The sequence below is a fragment of the Nonomuraea sp. NPDC050540 genome (assembly GCF_044457485.1).
Classification (GTDB): Bacteria; Actinomycetota; Actinomycetes; order Streptosporangiales; family Streptosporangiaceae; genus Nonomuraea.
Window position 1 is genome coordinate 153,004 of sequence record NZ_JBITHA010000011.1, and the last position, 18,202, is coordinate 171,205.

Below are 18,202 nucleotides of genomic sequence, written 5' to 3' on the forward strand. Positions count from 1 at the left end.
AAGGAACGGCCCGGGGGTGCCGGAACGGGAAGGGCCCGACGGCCGGTGTGGTCGTCGGGCCCGGGAAGGAGGTGAGTCAGTGGCCGTTGGGCAGGAACTTGCGGGCGGCCTGGACGCCGGCCTGGAAGCGGCTGGTGGCGTCCAGGTCCCGCATGAGCGTGGCGATGTGCCGGCGGCAACTGCGCACGGACATGCCGAGCTTGCGGGCCACCACCTCATCGGTGTACCCCTTGGCCATCAGGGCGGCGATGGACTGCTGCAGGTCGTCGGCGACGTCGGCGTACCCGGCCTCGATGCCCTCAAGCGGCGTGGCCGTCTCCCAGAGGTGGTTGAACAGGTCCAGGAAGAACTGGGCCACTCCCTGGTTGTGCACCCGCGCCACGTTCGCCTCGCCGTCGGCCACGCCGAAGAGCACGACGAGCGAGCGGTCGAAGACGATCGCCGAACGCGGGATGTGGCTGACGGTGTAGACCGTGGCCCCCGCCTCGGTCAGCCGCTTCATCTTCATCCGGGTGGCGAGGTCGGCACGGTTGCGGTGCTGGCAGATGATCCGGACGGAGATGCCGCGCCCGAGCAGCGTCAGGTACGTCTGGGCGAGCTCGTCCCCGTCGATCCCGCTGGACTGCAGCACCAGGACCTCGTCGCGGCAGGCGTCACCGGCCATCTTCAGGAAGCCGCGCACCTCCATGCTGCCCACCAGGTAGTCGATCGAGCCGCCGGGCGTGGCGCCGTCGCCGGCGTAGTCCTGGCGGAAGATGTCGATCCGCTCCCTGATCTGGTCGATCAGCTCCCGCCGCTGGTAGATCTCCCGCTCCACGTAGGACACGAGAGAGGCGGCGGCCACCTCGGGATCGACGGGCAGGAACCGCTGGCCCCTCCCGTCGCCGGGCCGCAGCAGGCGGCTGCCGACGAGCTGGTCCACCGCCTCCCGCATCTCATGGATGCCGATGCCCAGGTCGGCCGCGGCCACCTCGACGGCCTCGATCGCCCCCTTACGCGCCGCATATCGGTATACCGCCGACACGTGGTCCCCCTCGACCGGCGCCCGTCCCGTGAAGAACGCACTCGTCGTCATGATCTACCTCCCCTGTTCTGCGAACTGCTCGGCCACCGAGATCACGTACTGGCCGTACGCGGACTTCTCCAGTGCGACGCCGAGCCGGTGGCAGGCCTCGGCGTCGATGTATCCCATGCGCAGGGCGATCTCCTCGAGACAGGCGATCCGCACTCCCTGGCGCTGTTCCAGAAGCTGCACGTACTGCCCGGCCTGGAGCAGGGACTCGGGCGTCCCGGCGTCCAGCCAGGCGAAGCCGCGGCCGAGGTCGACCATCGTGGCCTTGCCGCGCCGCAGGTAGTCGCGGTTGACGTCGGTGATCTCCAGCTCGCCGCGCGCGGACGGGGCGAGGTTCTTGGCGATGTCGACCACGTCGTTGTCGTAGAGGTACAGGCCCACGACCGCGCGATTGGACTTGGGTACGGCCGGCTTCTCCTCCAGGGAGAGCAGACGGCCGTCGGGGGCGGTCTCGGCGATGCCGTACCGCTGGGGGTCGCTGACCGGGTAGCCGAACAGCACGCAGCCGTCCACGTCCCGGCACTCCTGGCGCAGCACGCCCTGGAAGTCGTAGCCGTGGAAGACGTTGTCGCCCAGGATCAGGGCCACGCTGTCGTCGCCGATGTGCTCGGCGCCGAGCACGAACGCCTCGGCGATGCCGTTGGGCTCGGGCTGTTCGGTGTAGTCGAGGCGCAGGCCGAGCTGGGAGCCGTCGCCCAGCAGCCGGCGGATCTGCGGCAGGTCCTCCGGAGTGGAGATGACCAGGATCTCCCGGATGCCGGCCAGCATGAGCACCGACAGCGGGAAGTAGACGAGCGGCTTGTCGTTGACCGGGAGGAGTTGTTTGGAGACGGCCAGCGTGGTCGGCAGCAGCCTCGTGCCGCGCCCGCCGGCGAGGAGAATCCCCTTCATCGTGGTCCGCCTTTCGCTCGGTACCACTGGACGGTCGCGGCCAGCCCTTCGGCGAAGGGCACCTCGGGCCGGTAGCCCAGACCGCGGATCTTGGAGTCGTCGAGCGAGTAGCGCCGGTCGTGGCCGGGCCGGTCGGCGACGTGGTCGATCATGTCGGGGCCCGCGCCGCAGGCCCGCAGGAGCAGGTGGGTGAGCTCGTGGTTGGTCAGCTCGGTGCCGCCGCCGATGTTGTAGACCTCGCCGGGCGCGCCGTTCTCGGCGACAAGGAGGATGCCTCTGCAGTGGTCGTCCACGTGGACCCAGTCGCGTACGTTGCGGCCGTCGCCGTACAGGGGGACCTTCTTGCCGGCCAGGAGGTTGGTGACGAACAGCGGGATGAGCTTCTCGGGGTACTGGCGTGGGCCGTAGTTGTTGCCGCAGCGGGTGATGCGCACGTCCAGGCCGTGGGTGTGGTGGTAGGCCAGGGCCATGAGGTCGGCGGCGGCCTTGGCGGCGGCGTAGGGCGAGTTGGGCTTCAGGGGGCAGGTCTCGTCCCAGGAGCCGGTGTCGATGGAGCCGTACACCTCGTCCGTAGATATCTGGATAAATCGCCCTACTCCGGCGTCCAGTGCGGCCCGCAGCAACGCCTCGGTGCCTGCCACGTTGGTCCGGACGAACTCCGCCGCGCCCGCGATCGAGCGGTCCACGTGAGTCTCGGCGGCGAAGTTCACCACCATGTCGTGGCCCGGGACCAGCTCGGCCAGCAGCCCGGTGTCGCACACGTCGCCCTTGACGAAGCGCACCCTCGGACCGGCCGGCACGTTGGCCGGATCACCGGCGTAGGTGAGCTTGTCCAGCACGGTGACCCGCCCGGCCGGACGGCCGAGCAGGTGCCTGACGAAGGCGGAACCGATGAAGCCGGCCGCGCCGGTGACGAGGGTGCGCATGGCGATCAGGTCCCCGCTCTCGTACGCCGGCTGAAGAGAATGAGCGCGGCGCCCAGCAGCAGCGCGGCCATCGCGGCCAGCACCGCCAGTTCGGGGAGCACCGCGAGCAGGCCGGTGCCCGGCCGCGACAGCGCGAGCAGCGCGTCCATGCCCCACGCGTGCGGGAAGAAGTGGCCGATCGTGTTGAGCGTCTCGCCCGCCGCCTCGCGTGGCCACAGGCAGCCGCCCAGCATGCCGAGCACGACGCCGAGCGACGGGCCGATCGCCGGGGCCTGGTCGGGGTTGTTCAGCAGCGTGCCGACCAGGATCGCCGCCGCCGTCGCCACCAGCGCGAACACGCCCACCACCGCGGCCACGCCCAGCGGGTCGCCCCACCGCACGCCGAAGGCCAGCGAGCTGACCACCACGATGAGCACGGCCTGCGCGATCGCGACCGCGAAGCGGCTCAGCGCCTCGCCCATGAGTACGGCTCCGCGCTTCACCGGAGCGGTCAGCGCCCGCTGGAGCATGCCGAGCCGGCGGCTCTCGACCATGGCGGCGGCCACGGCCATGGAGTTGATGAACGTGAACAGGAGCAGGTTGGCGGGGGCGGTGTAGGCGAAGCCGCGGGGTTCGCCGCCGGGCGACTCGGTGTCGACGACGGTGACGCGGCCGGTCTGCGCCTGCGCCTGCCGTACCAGGAGGGCGGCTTGGTGGGGTGTGGAGCCCGCGCGCTCGGCGGCGGCCGAGGCGGCGAGGACGCCCGAGACGCGGCCGACGGCGACCTCGACGGCGGCGCGCGCGGCCACGCCGCTGCCGTTGTTCTCGGTCGCGACGAGGTCGAGGCGGGACGAACCGGGGGTGACCACCAGACCGGCGGCCAGCGAGCCCTCGCGCACGCCCGACTCCAGCTCGGACTTGGCGGCCACGGGCGTGATCTCCAGGTCGGGGTGGCGGCGGAGCTCGGCCAGCACCGCGGCGGTGACGGGGTCGCCGCCGGGCGCGACGACGCCGACGGACAGCCGCTCGCCCACGGTGCCGCCGCCCAGCGCCATGCCGACGAAGATGATCGAGACGAACGGCATGACCGCCATGAAGAACAGGCCGGTCCTGTCGCGGGTGTGGCGGCGCAGGTTGGCCAGCACGAGCGCCAGCACGGGACGGGGCCTCATCCGAGCAGTCCCTTCTTGAGTCCTACGGCGGCCAGGCCGCCCGCGGTCAGCGCGATCGCGCACAGGACGCCGATCGGCAGCGCCACGCTGGCCAGTCCGTCACCGGAGCCGGCCAGGCCGACCAGCGCCTGCGAGGTCCAGCCATTGGGCGTGAACAGGGCCACGACCTGCAGGGCGTCGGGCAGGTTCGGGATCGGCACCAGGCTGCCGCCGAAGAACGCGGCCACGAACGAGACCGCCATGATCACGCCGTCGGCCTGCGCGTCGGTCTTGACCCGGCTGGCGACCAGCATGGTGATCGCGGCGGCGGCCAGCACGTGCGCGCACAGGACCGCGAAGACGGCCACCGGGTCGCCCCACGTGGTGCCGAAGATCAGTGTCGAGGAGGCCCAGGTCACGCAGACGCCGAAGAGCGCGAGCGCGAAGCCCACGATCGCCTTGCCTGCGACCGGCACCCAGGGGGCCAGCGGTCCGGCGCGCATCCGGTTGAGCGTGCCCAGCTTGCGCTCGGTGAGCAGGCTGCGGAAGGAGGCGCCCACCACGAAGAAGGCGAACAGCGCCGCCATGCCGGAGCCGTAGTAGACGGAAAGGTCCACCTTGCCCCCGGCGAGAGGGTCGCTCACCACGCTCAGCGGTTGCGCCGGGCCCGCGGCGAACCGCTCCGTCAGCGCCCTGGACTCCACCATCACCGCGATCCGCTCCACCAGCGACCTGGCCACCACTCCGGCCAGCGGCGACTCGGGCGTGGTGAGCACGGAGACCTGTCCCGCGCCGCCCGCGCCGACCGTGCGGCTGAAGTCGCGGCCGAACACGATCGCCGCGCCGACGCCGCCGTCGTCCACGGCCCGCCGCGCCGCCTGCTCGCTCGGCAGGTCGCGCAGCGTGAGCACGCCCTTGAACTGCTCCGCCGCGGCGATCTCCCGCCGGACGTCGGCGGGCAGCCGGCCGCGGTCGAGGTCCACGACGCCGACGGTCGCGCGCAGCGGCGGGTCGTCGCCGCCGAGCGCCAGCCCGAACAACGTGGCCAGCGCCACCGGCACGATGACCGCGATGATCAGCGCGGTGCCGTCCCGCAGCCGCGTACGCAGCTCCAGGGCGCTCACTGTCAGCAGGGGTCGCATCATCCTCAGTCCCTGAGCGTGCTGCCGGTCAGGTGGAGGAAGGTCGCCTCCAGGTCGGGTTCGATGACCTCGGTGGCGGTGACGGTGGCGTAGCCCTCCACGGCGGTGATGAGCGCCGGAAGCAGGTACCTGCCGCCCTCGGCCAGCAGGCGCACCGAGCCGTCGCCGGTCCTGGCCGCCTCCAGCACGCCCTCGACGGTACGGAGCTTCGCGAACGCGGCGTCCACGTCGCCGTCGAGCACCAGCTCGATCTTGTCGGCGCTGCCGACCATGGCCACGAGCTCCTGCCGGGTGCCTTCGGCGACGATCTGGCCGTGGTCGATGATGGCCACGCGGTCGCAGACCCGCTCGACCTCCTCCATGTAGTGGGAGGTGTAGAGCAGCGCCATGCCCTCGGCGACCAGGTGCTCGACGCCGTCCAGGATGGCCTTGCGGCTCTGCGGGTCGACGCCGACGGTGGGCTCGTCGAGTATGAGGATCTCGGGGCGGTGCAGAAGGGCGGCGCCGATGTTGATGCGCCGCTTCATCCCGCCGGAGTAGGTGTCGAGCTTGCCGTCGGCGCGGTCGGTGAGGCCGACCAGTTCCAGTACTTCGTTCACGCGGCCGGCCAGCCGCCTGCGCGGCAGGCCGAACAGGCGGCCGAAGAAGCGCAGGTTCTCCCGGCCGGTCAGCTCGGGGTAGAGGGCGATCTCCTGCGGCACGTAGCCGATCTTGGCCTTGGCCTGCAGCGGCTCGGCGCCGAGGTCCACGCCGCCGACCGTGACGCTCCCGGAGTCGGGACGCAGCAGGCCGACCAGCATGGAGATGGTCGTGGTCTTGCCCGCGCCGTTCGGGCCGAGCAGCCCGTACGCCTGACCGGGCGCGATGGAGAAGCCGACGTCCCGTACGGCGACGACGTCACCGTAGCGCTTGCTCAGGCCGTGGCAGGACAGGGTCGCGCTCACGGGTTCCACCCCTTAGCGTCCACGGGCTCGCCCTTGTCGGCGCGGTTGCCCCAGATGGTCTGCCGGTCGAGATCGCAGCCGAGCTGGTAGTCGAGCGGGCTGTTGCCGGTGATGCGGTTCCACAGGATGTGGTTGTCCAAGGCGTCGTCGCCGCCCCAGTCCTTGGAGGAGCCGACGGTGAAGGCGGCGCCCATGACCGACTCCCCGCTCGGGTGGTTGCCGTGGATGCGGTTGTCCACCACGCTCACCCGGTAGGTGCCGATCAGCGCCAGGCCCACGCCGGAGATCGGCGGCCCGGCCGCGCCGAGCCCGTCGGGCTGGATGCCGGCCGCCAGGTTGTTGCCGAACAGCTCGTTGCCCGCCACCAGGCAGTCACGGACGCCGCCCTCGGGCTCGCCCTCGTAGATCTGGTTGAGGAGCATGATGCCGATCGCGTTCTCGTGGCAGGAGTTGCGCAGCACCCGCGTGCGCGAGGAGTTGTCGACGAAGATGCCGAACGCGTTGCGGACGACCTCGTTGCCGGTGACCTCGCCGCCGGCGTCCGGGCAGAAGCTCAGCGCGATGCCGCCGTACTGGGTGCCGTAGGCGCGGCACGCCACGACCTCGCACCCGCTCGACTCGCGCAGGTAGACGCCCCACACGGCGTTGTCGGCTGCCTCCACCTCGCGCACCGCGACGCCGGCGACCGTGTGGGCGTAGACGCCCGCGCCGGTGAAACCGCGCACGGTCAGGCCGGAGATCTTCACGCGGGCGACGCCGTTGGCGCTGATGCCGCTCAGCACGCTCGCGTCGGCGTCGTGCAGCTTGGGGATGTCCGGCAGCACGTCGCCGCCCGGGACCAGGACCGTCCTGCCCATGCCGGCGCCGCGCAGCGTGACGTCGTCGTGCCTGATCCAGACGGTCTCCGCGTAGACGCCTTCCTCAAGGAGGATCTCGGCGCCGGGGCCCGACTCGTCGAGCGCGCGCTGGATGGACTCGCCCGGCTTGACCACGTGCATCAGTGGGTTCCCTTCCGACGGACGTAAACGATCGCGAGGGAGACGAACAGGCCGGAGCCGTGGCCCCAGCGGGCGGCGCCGGTGACGCGGCCGGCGTGCGGCGGGAGCCGTACGAGGGCGGCCTTCTCGCTGGCGCCACTGACGGTGAAGACCGCGCGTCCGGGCAGGTCGAGACCGGTGGAGGCGATCAGCTCCGCGGCGGCCTCGTCGAGCAGGCGGCCGGCCCAGCCGGCCGGCCGTTCGCCGGTCTCCTGGAAGTCGTGCCAGCTGAAGCCCGGCGGACGCCCGCCGACGGCCTTGATGAAGCTCTCCTTGACCGAGAAGGTCGGCCCGCCGCCGCCCATGACGCGGTCGAACGTCTCGCCACCGCGCCGGGCGGCCGTGGCGAGCCGGTCGGCGGCGACGATGTCGACCCCAAGGAGGACGGCGGGCACGCTCATGCCAGCGCCCCCGCGCAACGCCCGGCGAAGCCTTCCAGCGCCGCGGTGTACTCGTCGCCGCGCTCGATCATCGGGATGTGGCCGCTGTCCTCGACGACCACGATCTCGACCGAGTAGCCGGCCAGTACGTCCAGCCACGGGTCGACCGGCGTCATGCGGTCGTGGCGGCCCCAGATGTAGATCGACGGGCAGGCCACCCGGTCGAGGGCGGGTTTGACCTGGTAGGTGCGGGTGGCCTTGAGGCTGCGGGCCATGCTGACCATCGACTCGGGCCGGCGCAGCATCTCCCCGACCTCGTCCTTGCGCTCGTCGGAGAAGGCGCGCGAGCGGTCGTGGAAGAGCGCGGCCAGCATACGGTCGCCGAACTCCTGGCCGAAGGGCTGCACGCTGCCGCGCCGGTCGAAGCTGAGGCCGACGTCCGGGTCCGGGGTCAGGCCGGGGGCGCCGCTGACCACGATGCCGCGTACCCGCTCGGGGTAGCGTCCGGCCAGGTCGATGGCGACCAGCCCGCCGAGCGAGTTGGCGCAGACGATCACCTCGCCGGCGCCCGCCTCGTCACAGGCCGCCAGGAAGGAGTCGCCGAGCCGCTCGATCGAGCCCGCCACCCGGCGGTCCAGCGCGCAGATGGCCTCGTGGGTACGCAGCACCGGCCAGCCCTGCTCTTCCAGGCGGCGGTAGGGGTGCTCCCAGATCCAGCCGCCGGCGAACAAAGCGGACATGAAGACGACGGCCGGCCTGGACCCGCCGTCCAGCCGGTGCTCGGTCGTGAAGTCGGTCATCGGGGCTCCGTTCACAGGTGTGGTTCACAGCAGGGAGGCGTCGTCGGGGATCCATCCGCAGCCGCAGGCCGTACCGGCGCCGACCGGGACGACCGACTCGCAGCTCGGGCAGCGTGCGTACTCCCGCGACTTGGCGGGAACCCAGATGCTCGTGTGGACGCGGGTGCACAGCCCGCCCTTGAAGAAGCGGCGCATGGCCCGCTGGTGGGGCCTGGCGTGCACGGCGCGTACCGATTCCGGCCGGTCGAAGGCGCTCAGGGTGTACTTGCGGTTGCCGACGTCGACGGTGGTCACGCCGAGGAACCCGCGCGAGGCGCGCAGCGACTTGACGATCTCGACGCTGAGCAGGTCCACGTCGGCCGCCTCCGCGGCGTCGCGGATCTCCAGCCAGGTCAGGGAGAAGGCGCCGGGCCGATCGGTACGCCCGCTCGCCGTCCTTGCGCTCACCCCGAACTCGCGCACGTCATCGGCCTCCGGCACGAACCGCGCCGAGTAGCCGAGCGTCTCGGCCAGCGCCAGCCGGTCGAAGATCCGTCGTACCTGCCCGTCGGCCGTCACCAGGTCGGTGCCGGACACGCGGGCGGCGCCGCCGGTCGCGGGCATGCCCAGGTAGGCGGCGCGGTGGTCGGCGGTGAGCGTCCAGGAGACGGTCACGGCGTCCGCGTCGCCGGTCATCCGCCCGACCTCGAAGCGCAGGCCCTTGAAGCTCTCCATCAGAGCGGCGGCGTGCGCGGCCAGCTCCTCGCCGCTCAGCGGCCCGCCGGAGTCGGGGTCCTCGTAGCGGGTGACGCGACCGGCCACCATGGCCGCGTCCTCGCGCCGCCACGCGTCCAAGTGCTCCTCGGCGATCTTCCTGGCGTCCATGTCAGTCGTCCTCCGGAAGCCGCGCGGCCGCGACCGCGACCGCGAGCGCGTGGCCGTCGGTGTGGCTGAGCGAGATGCGGATCCGCTCCCCCGACCTCGCCCGCGCGGTCAGCTCCCCGCTCAGCTGTACGGCCGGCGGATGCCCGTCCAGGCAGGCCGCCGACTGCTCGCACGCGGGCGTGGGCCGGGGCAGCACCTCGACCGAGCCCAGAAGCTCGGCGGTCGGCGGCAGGTCCAGCAGCCGCAGGACCGCGTACTTGCCGGCGAGGCGCCCGGCCCAGTGCTGCAGCGTCCGGCCGGCTCCCGACCTGACCCGTTCCGCCGGGGTGTAGACGGCTTCCAGCGCCATCGCCCCGACCAGGTCCTGCGGCCTGGTGAAGCCGCCGAATCGGACGAGCGCGCTGCCCCACCGGTTCACGCCGCCACCTCCCTGGCCAGCCGGCGCAGCGTGCTGGGCTCGGCCATGCTGAGGCAGCGGGCGCCGGAGCGGCGCGAGAGCCCGGCCAGCACCTTGCTGTCGCCGACCTCGACGCTCGGGCCGAGCGCGTCGACCACGGCCACGGTGCGCGTCCACAGGACCCGCCCGGTGAGCTGGCCGACCAGCGCCCGCCTGATGACGTCCAGGTCGGTGGTGGGTTCCGCGGTGACGTTGGGCACCACCGGCACGGACGGCGGGCGCATCGCGGCCACCTCGACCGCGGCGCTCCACTCGGGCACGGCCGGGTCCATGAGCGGCGAGTGGAAGGCGTTGCCCACCGCCAGCTCCACGATCTTGCTGGCCGAGGTGGCCAGCTTGGCCAGGCGGTCGAGCGCGCCCATGGCGCCGGAGACCACCACGTGGCCGGGCGCGTTCTCCAGCCCGACGACGAGCGGCTCGTCCGGTCCGGCCGCCCACCCGACCATCTCCTCGACCTGCTCGACCTCAAGGCCCATCACCGCCTGCATGCCGCCGATGACGTTCACCCGCGACATCAGCCGGGCCCGCAGCTCCACGAGCCGGGCGGTCTCGGCCAGGTCCAGGACGCCGGCGGCGTAGAGCGCGCTCAGCTCGCCGACGCTGTGCCCGGCGACCACGTGCGGCTGGAATCCCTCGTCCTCCAGTACGGCGTGCGTGGCCAGGTTGCAGGCGGTGACGGCGATCTGGGCGTGCTCGGTGGAGACCAGCCGGTCCAGCGGCCCGCGCGTGCAGATGGGCGAGATCGGCCGGGACAGCCGCTCGTCGAACTCGTCGAGCACTCTCCTGGCCACCGGGTTGCGCCGCAGCCACGCGCCCATGCCGACGCGGACCGTGCCCTGCCCGGGGAAGAGGTAGCCGACCATGATCTGCTCCTTAGAGGCGGCGCCGGGGCCGCCGCTCCGGCTCTGCGGGCTGCTCCGTGCCGAGGAAGCCCAGCAGGAGTTTGCTGACCGTTTCTGGGGCGTCGAGCGGGATGTAGTGGCCGGCGTCCTCGACGCGCTCGTAGCGCCAGGGGCCCTTGACGAACTTGCCGGAGTTGGCCATGCCCTCCTCCAGCAGCGCCTTGTCCTCCGTCGACCAGATGCCGAGCGTCGGGGCGTAGATGGGCGGGAAGGGCCGCTGGTGACGCAGTTCGGCCTCAGGCGAGCGGTTGGCGCGGTACCAGTTCAGGCCCGCGGTCAGCGCGCCCGGCCTGGCCATGTCGCGCAGGTGCCGGTCGTAGTCGCCCTCGCGGCCCATGATCTCTTTCCACAGCCGCCAGCCGTTGCGCTTGAGCAGTTCCTCGGCGGCCGGCGACTGGTAGAAGAGCATGTACCAGGAGGCCGCGCGCTGCTCCAGGGTCGGGTAGGAGAAGACGCCCGGGTGCCCGACCGACAGCACCGCCAGGTGGTCGATGCGGCGCGGCATCAGGAACGCGTACATCCAGGCGATCGCGGCGCCCCAGTCGTGGCCGACCACGTGCGGCCGCTTGATGCCGAGCTGGATCGTCATGGCGACGATGTCGTTGACGATCGTCTGCATCGTGTAGGCCTCGATCTCCTGCGGCTTGCTGGAGTCCCCGAAGCCCCGCAGATCCGGCGCGATCACCCGGAAGCCGCCCTCGACGAGCGCGGGGATCTGGTGCCGCCACAGGTAGGAGGAGTCGGGGAAGCCGTGCAGCAGGATGACGGTCTCGCCCTCCCCCTCGTCCACGTAGGCGATGTCCACGTCGTTGACGTGGATGAGCTTCTTCTCGGTCATGCGGACTCCCTGAACAACCGCTCGGCGAAGAACTCGCTGAAACCGAACTCGGGCACTTCCTCGGGGGCGACCATGTTGAGCAACCCGGTCACCTGCGCGGCGAAGTTCTTCGCCATCAGCTTGCGGACCCTGCGCCGCCGCTCGACGGCGGCCGGACCGAACTCCACGTGCAGCCGGCTGATGATCTGGGCGCCGAAGTCCAGGCGCGACAGCCGGAACTCGCGCTCCTTCACGTACGGCTCGAAGACCGGCGGCGACCAGTCGTCGGAGTCCAGGAGGATCTCGCACACGGTCCTGGAGTCCCGCATGGCACACGACAGGCCGGTGCCGAGCACGGTGTCGGCGTTGCCCGCCTCGTCGCCGATGAGCACGACGCCCTCGGTCAGCGGCGGGCCCTCCGGCACGCTGGAGACCGACGGCCACACCGACAGCGGGCCCGCCTGACGCGACTCCACGACGGCACGGCCACGGTCGGGCAGGCACTCCAGCTCGAAGGCCTTGAGGAAACGGTCCATGGCTCCGGGGCCCCGGTACTTGCGGCTGTCCTTGGTGCCGAAGTTGAGGTAGAGGCGGGCGCGGCCGTACCCCTGAGGGAAGACCATGAACATGACGTCGCCCTCGGTGCCCATCGCCTGGACGTCGGCGGGCCAGTCGTCGAGGCCCTCGACCATCACCCCGCCGCCCCAGTGGTGCATGTGGTTGCTCATGGTGATGCCGACCTGGCGGCCGACGGTGCAGCCGCGGCCGGTGGCGCCGAGCACGATCCTGGGCCGGATCTCCTCGCGGCGGCCCTCGGAGTTCAGGTAGGTGACCGACGGGCGGGGGCCGGCGGTCACCTCGATCTTGCCCGCGTCCATGATCAGCGTGGCGCCGCTGTCGGCGGCCTGGGCCGCCATGAGCTCGCAGACCTGGTGGTGCGGGAACGAGTACGGCCCGCCGATCCCCGGGATGAACCGGGTCATGTCCACGGCCTCGACCTCATGCGGGTCGACCGCCTCGTCCCAGGTCATCCACTCGCGGATCTCCCAGGCGCCGCCCGCCCCGAAGCAGTCGTAGACGCCCAGGCGCTGGGCCTCCCTGATGCCCCACGGGGCCAGCCACTCGCCGCGGACCAGGTCGTTGTAGCTCTCCTGCTTCTCCAGCAACACGACGGAGAGCCCTCCGGCGGCCAGCTTGCACGCCGCCGACGCTCCCGCGATGCCACCGCCGACGATGACGACGTCGGTCATGACTCCCACCTCTCCCAAAACGTGCGTTCCTTGGCGCTGACGCGATCGGCCGGGCGGAAGTCGGTGCCCACCGTGTAGGCGACCGGGATCATGCACACCTGCGTGACGCCGGACGGGATGCCGAGCAGCTCGCCGACCGGCCCTTCGTGGGCCACGTGCAGGCAGGTGATCGTGCTGCCGAGCCCTCTGCTGCGCAGCGCGAGCTGGAAGGACCAGATGGCGGGGAAGATCGACCCGTAGAAGATGCTGGCCCGCATGGAGCCGTGGGTGGAGCGGTGGCCGGGGTCGTCGTCCTCTTTGGTCGCCATCCGCCGGCGCCACGCCTCGTCGATGGCCGAGATGTCCGGCGGCCGCCCCAGCACGCAGGGGATGACCAGGACCGGTACCCGGGCGATCGCCTCGGCCAGCGCCTGCGCCGATTCGTAGTTCTTGCGCGCCTGCCGGTCGGTACGCCGCCGGCCGGCGTTGGTCCACATGTCCATGCGGTGGAACTGCCACGACAACGAGGTCAGCTCGGCGATGCGGTTCTTGACGCCGTCGTCGGTGACCACCATCCACCGCCAGTTCTGGTGGTTGTTGGCGCTGGGGGCCTGGATGGCGATCTCCAGCGCCTCCTCCACCACCTCGCGCGGCACCGGCCTGTCGAGGTCCAGGCGGCGGCGTACCGACCGGGTGGTGGTCAGCAGGCGGTCGGTCTCGGTCACGTCGAACGGAAGGCCGGCCATGATCTCCACCGGGGCGGTCATATCGCCCCCAGGAGCACGGCGCCGTGTACCGATCCCGGCGACTCCGACAACACCAGCGCCCGCGCGACCGGCGCACCGAGCTCCGGTTCGGTCACGAACCCGCCCTGCTCTTCCGGGGTGCCCGCGTGCGCCGGGGCGATTCCGTCGCGGATCGCCAGAGCGCCGAGCGCGAGGTTGAGCGCGCCCGAGGCCGCCTGGCAGTCGCCCGCCAGCCCGATGCTCGTGGTCAGCGCCGCGTGCGGCAGCGCCGTACGCACCGCCGCCGCCTCACCCGCGCCACCGGTTCCCAGCACCAGCGCGGGTTCCGTGCCACGCAGCCGCTCCAGACCGCGGGTGAGCGCGGGCTCGGCGCCGTGCAACCGGTCGATGCCTCGGGTGAGCTCGGGGTCGCCCGGCAGGTGGCTGGTGCCGAGGATCTTGGCGTACGGCGTGCCGTCCCGCCCGGCGCAGTGGTCGGCGGACTCGACCACGAAGGCCACCGCCCCCGACCCCTTCACCGGCTCGCCCGGCGGCCGGGCCGTACCGTAGGCGGCTTCGTCGGCGGCGACCACGAGCACGACCTCCGCCTTGCCCGCTCTGATCATCTCGACCGCGCAGTCCAGCGCGATCGAGGCGGAGGCGGCGCCGTTGCAGATCGTGGTGGTCGGCCCGCGCAGCCCGAGCGTCTGGCAGACCGCGCCTCCGGTGGCGTTGAGCACCACGTTGGAGAAGCTCAGCACGGCCGGCTTGTTGGGGTTGAGCGCGATGCTCTCGTCGAAGCCGCCGGTGCTCTCCGCCGATCCGGCGCCGGTCGCGAAGACCAGGCCGACGTCGTCGAGCTCCTTCCTGGGCAGTTTGAGTCCCGAGTCCTCCCAGGCCAGCCGGGAGGCGGCGATGGCCATGCGGGAGAGCTGGTTCATGTGCCGCCACAGCGAGCGCGGCGCGAACGTGCGGCCTTCGAGCGTCGGCGCCTCGCCCGTGGCCTCGCGACCGGTCAGGATGGCGGCGCTGAGCTCGGCGATGCCGGTGGCGGAGCCGATGGCGGGGCCGAGGCCGGTGATGACGGCCTCGCGGTGCGGGAACTCCTCGTACTCGCGTGGCGGCTGGGGGGTGGTCAGCACCAGCGAGACGTTGTTGCCGCCGAAGGCGTAGTTGTTGGAGACGACGGTGTCGATGGGCATGGGCCTGGCCGTGTTGGGCACGAAGTCCAGGTCGCGCGGCTCGGCGTCGTCGTCGAAGCCGATCGTGGGCGGCGCGACGCCGTGGCGCAGCGCCAGCACACTGGCCACCGCCTCGACGGCGCCGGCGGCGCCGAGCGTGTGGCCGACGTACGACTTGATGCTGCTGGTCGGGACCCGTCCGGCGCGCTCGCCGAACACGACCCGCATGACCTTGGCCTCCATCGCGTCGTTGGCGGGGGTGCCGGTGCCGTGGCCGCTGACGTAACCCACGTCGGCGGTGGTGAGGCCGGCGTCGGCCAGGGCCCGCCGGACGGCGCTGGCGCCGCCCCGGCCGGTGGGGTCGGGCGCGGTCGCGTGGTAGGCGTCGGCCGACAGCCCGTAGCCGGCGACCTCGGCCAGCGGCGTCGCGCCCCTGGCCAGGGCCAGGTCGAGCGGCTCCAGCAGAAGGAAGGCGGCGCCCTCGCCCAGGTTGAGCCCGTCGGAGTGGCTGTAGGGGCGGCAGGGTCCCGTGCTGAGGGCCTGGAGGCCGGCGAAGCCCGCGTACGTGCCGAAGAGCAGCGGGTCGACGCCGCCCGCGAGCACGACGTCGGCCTCGCCGGTGAGGATCTTGTCCTTGGCGAGGCCGACGGCGTTGCCGCCGGCCGCGCACGCCGTGGAGACGAGGATGCGGGGGCCGCCCAGGCCGAGGCGCTCGGCGACCACGTCCTGGGTGCGGTGCATGGGCTGGTAGAGCCCGGCCGCGTCGGGGGTCGCCTGGCACTTGCCGAGGATGATCCCGAACCGGTCCTGGTCGAACCCGCTCAGACCCGCCTGCTCGACCGCCTGCCTGGCGGCGATGAGCGCCAGCTGGGCGGTGCGGTCCAGGTCGGCGTCGGAGCCGGTGAGCTGACTGGTGATCCACGCGTCCGGGACCTGGCCGGCGTACCTGGCCTCGAACACCGCGTAAGCCTCGTCCTCGACCGGGGCGAGACCGCCCTGGCCGGCGAGGAGCCGCTGCCAGAACTCGGCCGGGTCGCGCCCGGCGGCGCAGATGATCCCCAGACCGGTGACGACGATGGGCCGCAGCGCCATTGCCTTCTCCTTCAGATGATCGGGATGCTCCAGCTCTTGGGCACGATGTACGGGCTGGTGAGCGTGGTGACGTCGGAACCGGCGACGGTGAACTCCAGACCGGCGGCGGCCAGGTCGGCGTCCACCCTGACCAGGCCGAGCGTGGTGCCCAGGCCGACGCTGTGCACGGCGTGCACGACCTCGCCGACGTCCTCGCCGCCCGCGTACACGCGGGTGCCGGGGGTCGGCACGCCCTCGCCGCCGACGAAGCCGACGGTGCGGCGGCCGGCGCCGGACTCGAACGCCTCGAGCACGGCGTCCTTGCCCACGAACGCGTCCTTGGTGACGTCGACCAGCCAGTTGGCGCCGATCTCGATCACGTTCGCGCCGCCGGTGACCTCGTGGCGCGGGATCGGCTGGCGTACCTCCAGCATGGCCAGCTCCAGGGCGTCCTGGCCGGCCGCCTGGGCGTGCTCCAGCGACTGGGTCCACAGCTCGCCCACGGCGGCCTTGGGCACGAGCATCTGGTAGCCGTACTCGCCGGTGAAGCCGGTGCGGGCGAAGATGATCTCGGAGTCGTTCCAGGTGGTGTCGACGACCGACTCGAACGGCAGCGCGGCCAGCTCGCCGTCGATCAGGCGGCCGACGACGCCCCAGGCGTACGGGCCCTCCAGGCCGAGGACGGTCAGGTCGTCGCGCTCGGTGATCTCGACGCCCTCGTCGTTGTGGGTGCGCAGGTGCTCCAGCAGCCGCGCGCCGGCGCCCGCCGAGCTCTCCAGCAGGATGCCGTCCTCCCGGCCGAAGGCCAGGACCTGGTCGACGACCTGCCCGGACTCGTCCAGGACCAGGCTCATCATGCAGCGCTCGGAGGTGAGGTACTCCACGTCGCGGGCCAGCACCCGCTGCGCGAAGTCGATCGCCTCGGCTCCGGTGACCTCGATCAGCAGGTGGGCGCTCAGGTCGAGGATCGCGGCGCGCTCCCTCAGCACCTTGTACTCGGCCGACAGCGCGTCGGGCGCGGCGGAGAAGCGCCGCGGCAGGGAGGCGTCGCCCACGTCGCCGTAGACGGTGTCCTCCGGATGAAGGTTCGCGAGGACGCTAGCCATTCTTCACACCTTTCGGGTCTGCGATCGTGAGGTTTCCTTCGGCGGCGATCTGGCCGTCGACCCGGGCCGAGACCTTGTACTCGGCGAAGCCCCTGCCGCCCGCGGTCCGCTCGGCGCTCAGCACGAGCTGGTCGCCGGGCACCACGGGACGGCGGAAGCGCATCGACCGGACTCCGGCCAGGTAGCTGATCTCGCTCGCGCCGGCCAGCGCGAAGACCACGCCGGCGAGCTGGGCCAGCGACTCGATGATCACGATGCCGGGCAGGACCGCCTCGTTCGGGAAGTGGCCCTGGAACCACAGCTCGGTGCCGGCCACGTTCTTGGTGGCGCTGCCCTTGACGCCCGGCTCGACCCGGGTGACCCGGTCGAGCAGGAGCATGGGCCAGCGGTGCGGGAGCACGGCCCGGATCTGGTCGTGGCCGAGGCCGGTCAGGACCGGCGGCGCCGTCGTCGCGGTCATGACGCCCGCAGCGCGGGGTTGACCTCGTCGGCCAGGCGGGAGACCGATCCGAAGACGGCCATCTCGCTGTCGTAGAGGGCAACGCCGAACTCGGCCTCGATGGCCACGTAGAGCTCCAGCACATCCAGGCTGTCGAGCTCCAGGCCGCGGCCGAACAGCGGCTGGTCGTCGGTGATCCAGTCGGGCTCGATCTCCAGGTCGAGCCGGGAGACGATCATCTTCTTGATCTGGGTGCAGGTCTGCTGGCGCTCGGCGGCCTTCGCGCGAAGCTCGTCGATGGTCATCTGTCCTCCTAGTAGTGACCGGGGTCAGCCGAGGCCGCCGCCGTGGGCGACGATCACGGAGCCGGAGATGTACGACGCCTTGTCCGAGGCGAGGAAGCTGACGATCGACGCGATCTCCTCCGGGCGGCCCATGCGGCCCAGGCGGATGCGGGACTCGTACTGCTTCCTGATGTCCGTGGGCACCTTGCGGGTCATGTCGGTGGACACGAAGCCGGGGGCGACCACGTTGGCCCTGATCCCGTGGGGCGCGGCCTCGTTCGACAGGGCCGAGGTGAAGGCGATGATCGCGCCTTTCGATGCCACGTAGTTGGTCTGGCCGGGGAAGCCTCCGTCGAGCCCGCTCGTGGAGGAGATCGTCACAATGGAGCCGCGCTTGTGGTTGCGCATCAGGCGCAGCGCCTCGCGGCAGGCCAGGAAGGTTCCGACGACGTTGACGTCGAGCGGGGTGCGGAACTGCTCCTGGCTCATCGTGATGAGGTAGCGGTCGAGGGTGAGGCCGGCGCTGGTCACGAGGACGTCGAGGCGGCCGTGGTCGGCACGGATGCCGCGGAACATCTCCCGCACGGCGTCCTCGTCGGCGACGTCCGCCTGCACGGCCTCGGCGCTGCCGCCCTCCTCCTGGATGAGCGCCACGACCTCTTTGGCGTCCCGCTCCGACCTGGCGTAGTTGACGATGACATGAGCGCCTTCTCTGGCCAGATCGAGCGCGACCGCCCGGCCGATTCCGCGTGAGGCGCCCGTCACCAGGGCCACTGAGCCTTCGGCAAAGAGCATCTTCGTTCTC

General features: G+C 71.8%; 20 protein-coding genes. All 20 read right to left on the reverse strand.

Annotated features, from left to right (window positions below; translation table 11 throughout):
- Positions 1–76: 76 nt before the first annotated feature.
- From ACIBI5_RS33225 to fabG, 20 genes are read right to left on the reverse strand one after another with little or no spacing between them, the layout of a single operon-like run.
- Positions 77–1,075 (reverse strand): hypothetical protein, encoded by a 999-nt coding sequence (locus ACIBI5_RS33225; RefSeq protein WP_397252683.1) that lies wholly within the window; start codon positions 1,073–1,075, stop codon positions 77–79.
- Between the two features lie 3 nt (positions 1,076–1,078).
- A complete protein-coding gene (gene rfbA, locus ACIBI5_RS33230) occupies positions 1,079–1,963 on the reverse strand; it encodes a glucose-1-phosphate thymidylyltransferase RfbA (protein ID WP_397252684.1) in 885 nt (294 codons plus the stop codon).
- The gene (gene rfbB / locus ACIBI5_RS33235; RefSeq protein WP_397252685.1) at positions 1,960–2,889 is read right to left on the reverse strand and encodes a dTDP-glucose 4,6-dehydratase; all 930 of its coding nucleotides are present in this window, start codon (positions 2,887–2,889) and stop codon (positions 1,960–1,962) included. Before rfbB ends, rfbA begins: the two co-directional genes overlap by 4 nt.
- A 5-nt stretch (positions 2,890–2,894) precedes the next feature.
- Positions 2,895–4,040, reverse strand: a complete 1,146-nt coding sequence (locus ACIBI5_RS33240) for an ABC transporter permease (RefSeq protein WP_397252686.1) — start codon at positions 4,038–4,040, stop codon at positions 2,895–2,897.
- Positions 4,037–5,164, reverse strand: coding sequence for an ABC transporter permease (locus ACIBI5_RS33245; RefSeq protein ID WP_397252687.1), 1,128 nt, complete (start codon positions 5,162–5,164; stop codon positions 4,037–4,039). The genes ACIBI5_RS33240 and ACIBI5_RS33245 overlap by 4 nt, the downstream gene beginning before the upstream one ends.
- A gap of 2 nt (positions 5,165–5,166) precedes the next feature.
- Positions 5,167–6,105 carry an ABC transporter ATP-binding protein gene (locus tag ACIBI5_RS33250; RefSeq protein ID WP_397252688.1) on the reverse strand — a complete coding sequence of 313 codons (939 nt, stop codon included), beginning with the start codon at positions 6,103–6,105 and terminating at the stop codon, positions 5,167–5,169.
- On the reverse strand, positions 6,102–7,103 hold the full coding sequence (locus ACIBI5_RS33255) for a nitrous oxide reductase family maturation protein NosD (RefSeq protein WP_397252689.1): 1,002 nt from the start codon (positions 7,101–7,103) through the stop codon (positions 6,102–6,104). Before ACIBI5_RS33255 ends, ACIBI5_RS33250 begins: the two co-directional genes overlap by 4 nt.
- A complete protein-coding gene (locus tag ACIBI5_RS33260) occupies positions 7,103–7,543 on the reverse strand; it encodes a hypothetical protein (RefSeq protein WP_397252690.1) in 441 nt (146 codons plus the stop codon). The genes ACIBI5_RS33255 and ACIBI5_RS33260 overlap by 1 nt, the downstream gene beginning before the upstream one ends.
- Positions 7,540–8,322: an alpha/beta fold hydrolase gene (locus ACIBI5_RS33265; RefSeq protein WP_397252691.1), complete on the reverse strand. Its 783-nt coding sequence runs from the start codon at positions 8,320–8,322 to the stop codon at positions 7,540–7,542. Before ACIBI5_RS33265 ends, ACIBI5_RS33260 begins: the two co-directional genes overlap by 4 nt.
- 24 nt (positions 8,323–8,346) lie before the next feature.
- Positions 8,347–9,186 (reverse strand): ester cyclase, encoded by an 840-nt coding sequence (locus ACIBI5_RS33270; protein ID WP_397252692.1) that lies wholly within the window; start codon positions 9,184–9,186, stop codon positions 8,347–8,349.
- Position 9,187: 1 nt separating this feature from the next.
- Positions 9,188–9,604 carry a phosphopantetheinyl transferase gene (locus ACIBI5_RS33275; RefSeq protein WP_397252693.1) on the reverse strand — a complete coding sequence of 139 codons (417 nt, stop codon included), beginning with the start codon at positions 9,602–9,604 and terminating at the stop codon, positions 9,188–9,190.
- Complete coding sequence (locus tag ACIBI5_RS33280) at positions 9,601–10,506, reverse strand: ACP S-malonyltransferase (protein WP_397252694.1); 906 nt, start codon at positions 10,504–10,506, stop codon at positions 9,601–9,603. Before ACIBI5_RS33280 ends, ACIBI5_RS33275 begins: the two co-directional genes overlap by 4 nt.
- Before the next feature lie 10 nt (positions 10,507–10,516).
- On the reverse strand, positions 10,517–11,383 hold the full coding sequence (locus ACIBI5_RS33285) for an alpha/beta fold hydrolase (RefSeq protein ID WP_397252695.1): 867 nt from the start codon (positions 11,381–11,383) through the stop codon (positions 10,517–10,519).
- A complete protein-coding gene (locus tag ACIBI5_RS33290; RefSeq protein WP_397107209.1) occupies positions 11,380–12,612 on the reverse strand; it encodes an NAD(P)/FAD-dependent oxidoreductase in 1,233 nt (410 codons plus the stop codon). Before ACIBI5_RS33290 ends, ACIBI5_RS33285 begins: the two co-directional genes overlap by 4 nt.
- The gene (locus ACIBI5_RS33295; RefSeq protein WP_397252696.1) at positions 12,609–13,358 is read right to left on the reverse strand and encodes a nitroreductase family protein; all 750 of its coding nucleotides are present in this window, start codon (positions 13,356–13,358) and stop codon (positions 12,609–12,611) included. The genes ACIBI5_RS33290 and ACIBI5_RS33295 overlap by 4 nt, the downstream gene beginning before the upstream one ends.
- Positions 13,355–15,589: a beta-ketoacyl synthase N-terminal-like domain-containing protein gene (locus tag ACIBI5_RS33300; protein WP_397252697.1), complete on the reverse strand. Its 2,235-nt coding sequence runs from the start codon at positions 15,587–15,589 to the stop codon at positions 13,355–13,357. Before ACIBI5_RS33300 ends, ACIBI5_RS33295 begins: the two co-directional genes overlap by 4 nt.
- 11 nt (positions 15,590–15,600) lie before the next feature.
- Positions 15,601–16,674, reverse strand: coding sequence for an aminomethyltransferase family protein (locus ACIBI5_RS33305; RefSeq protein ID WP_397252698.1), 1,074 nt, complete (start codon positions 16,672–16,674; stop codon positions 15,601–15,603).
- Positions 16,667–17,134, reverse strand: a complete 468-nt coding sequence (gene fabZ / locus ACIBI5_RS33310) for a 3-hydroxyacyl-ACP dehydratase FabZ (RefSeq protein ID WP_184971230.1) — start codon at positions 17,132–17,134, stop codon at positions 16,667–16,669. The genes ACIBI5_RS33305 and fabZ overlap by 8 nt, the downstream gene beginning before the upstream one ends.
- Positions 17,131–17,418: an acyl carrier protein gene (locus tag ACIBI5_RS33315; RefSeq protein ID WP_157251764.1), complete on the reverse strand. Its 288-nt coding sequence runs from the start codon at positions 17,416–17,418 to the stop codon at positions 17,131–17,133. Before ACIBI5_RS33315 ends, fabZ begins: the two co-directional genes overlap by 4 nt.
- Before the next feature lie 24 nt (positions 17,419–17,442).
- Positions 17,443–18,192 (reverse strand): 3-oxoacyl-ACP reductase FabG, encoded by a 750-nt coding sequence (fabG, locus tag ACIBI5_RS33320; RefSeq protein ID WP_379611855.1) that lies wholly within the window; start codon positions 18,190–18,192, stop codon positions 17,443–17,445.
- Between the last annotated feature and the right edge of the window lie 10 nt (positions 18,193–18,202).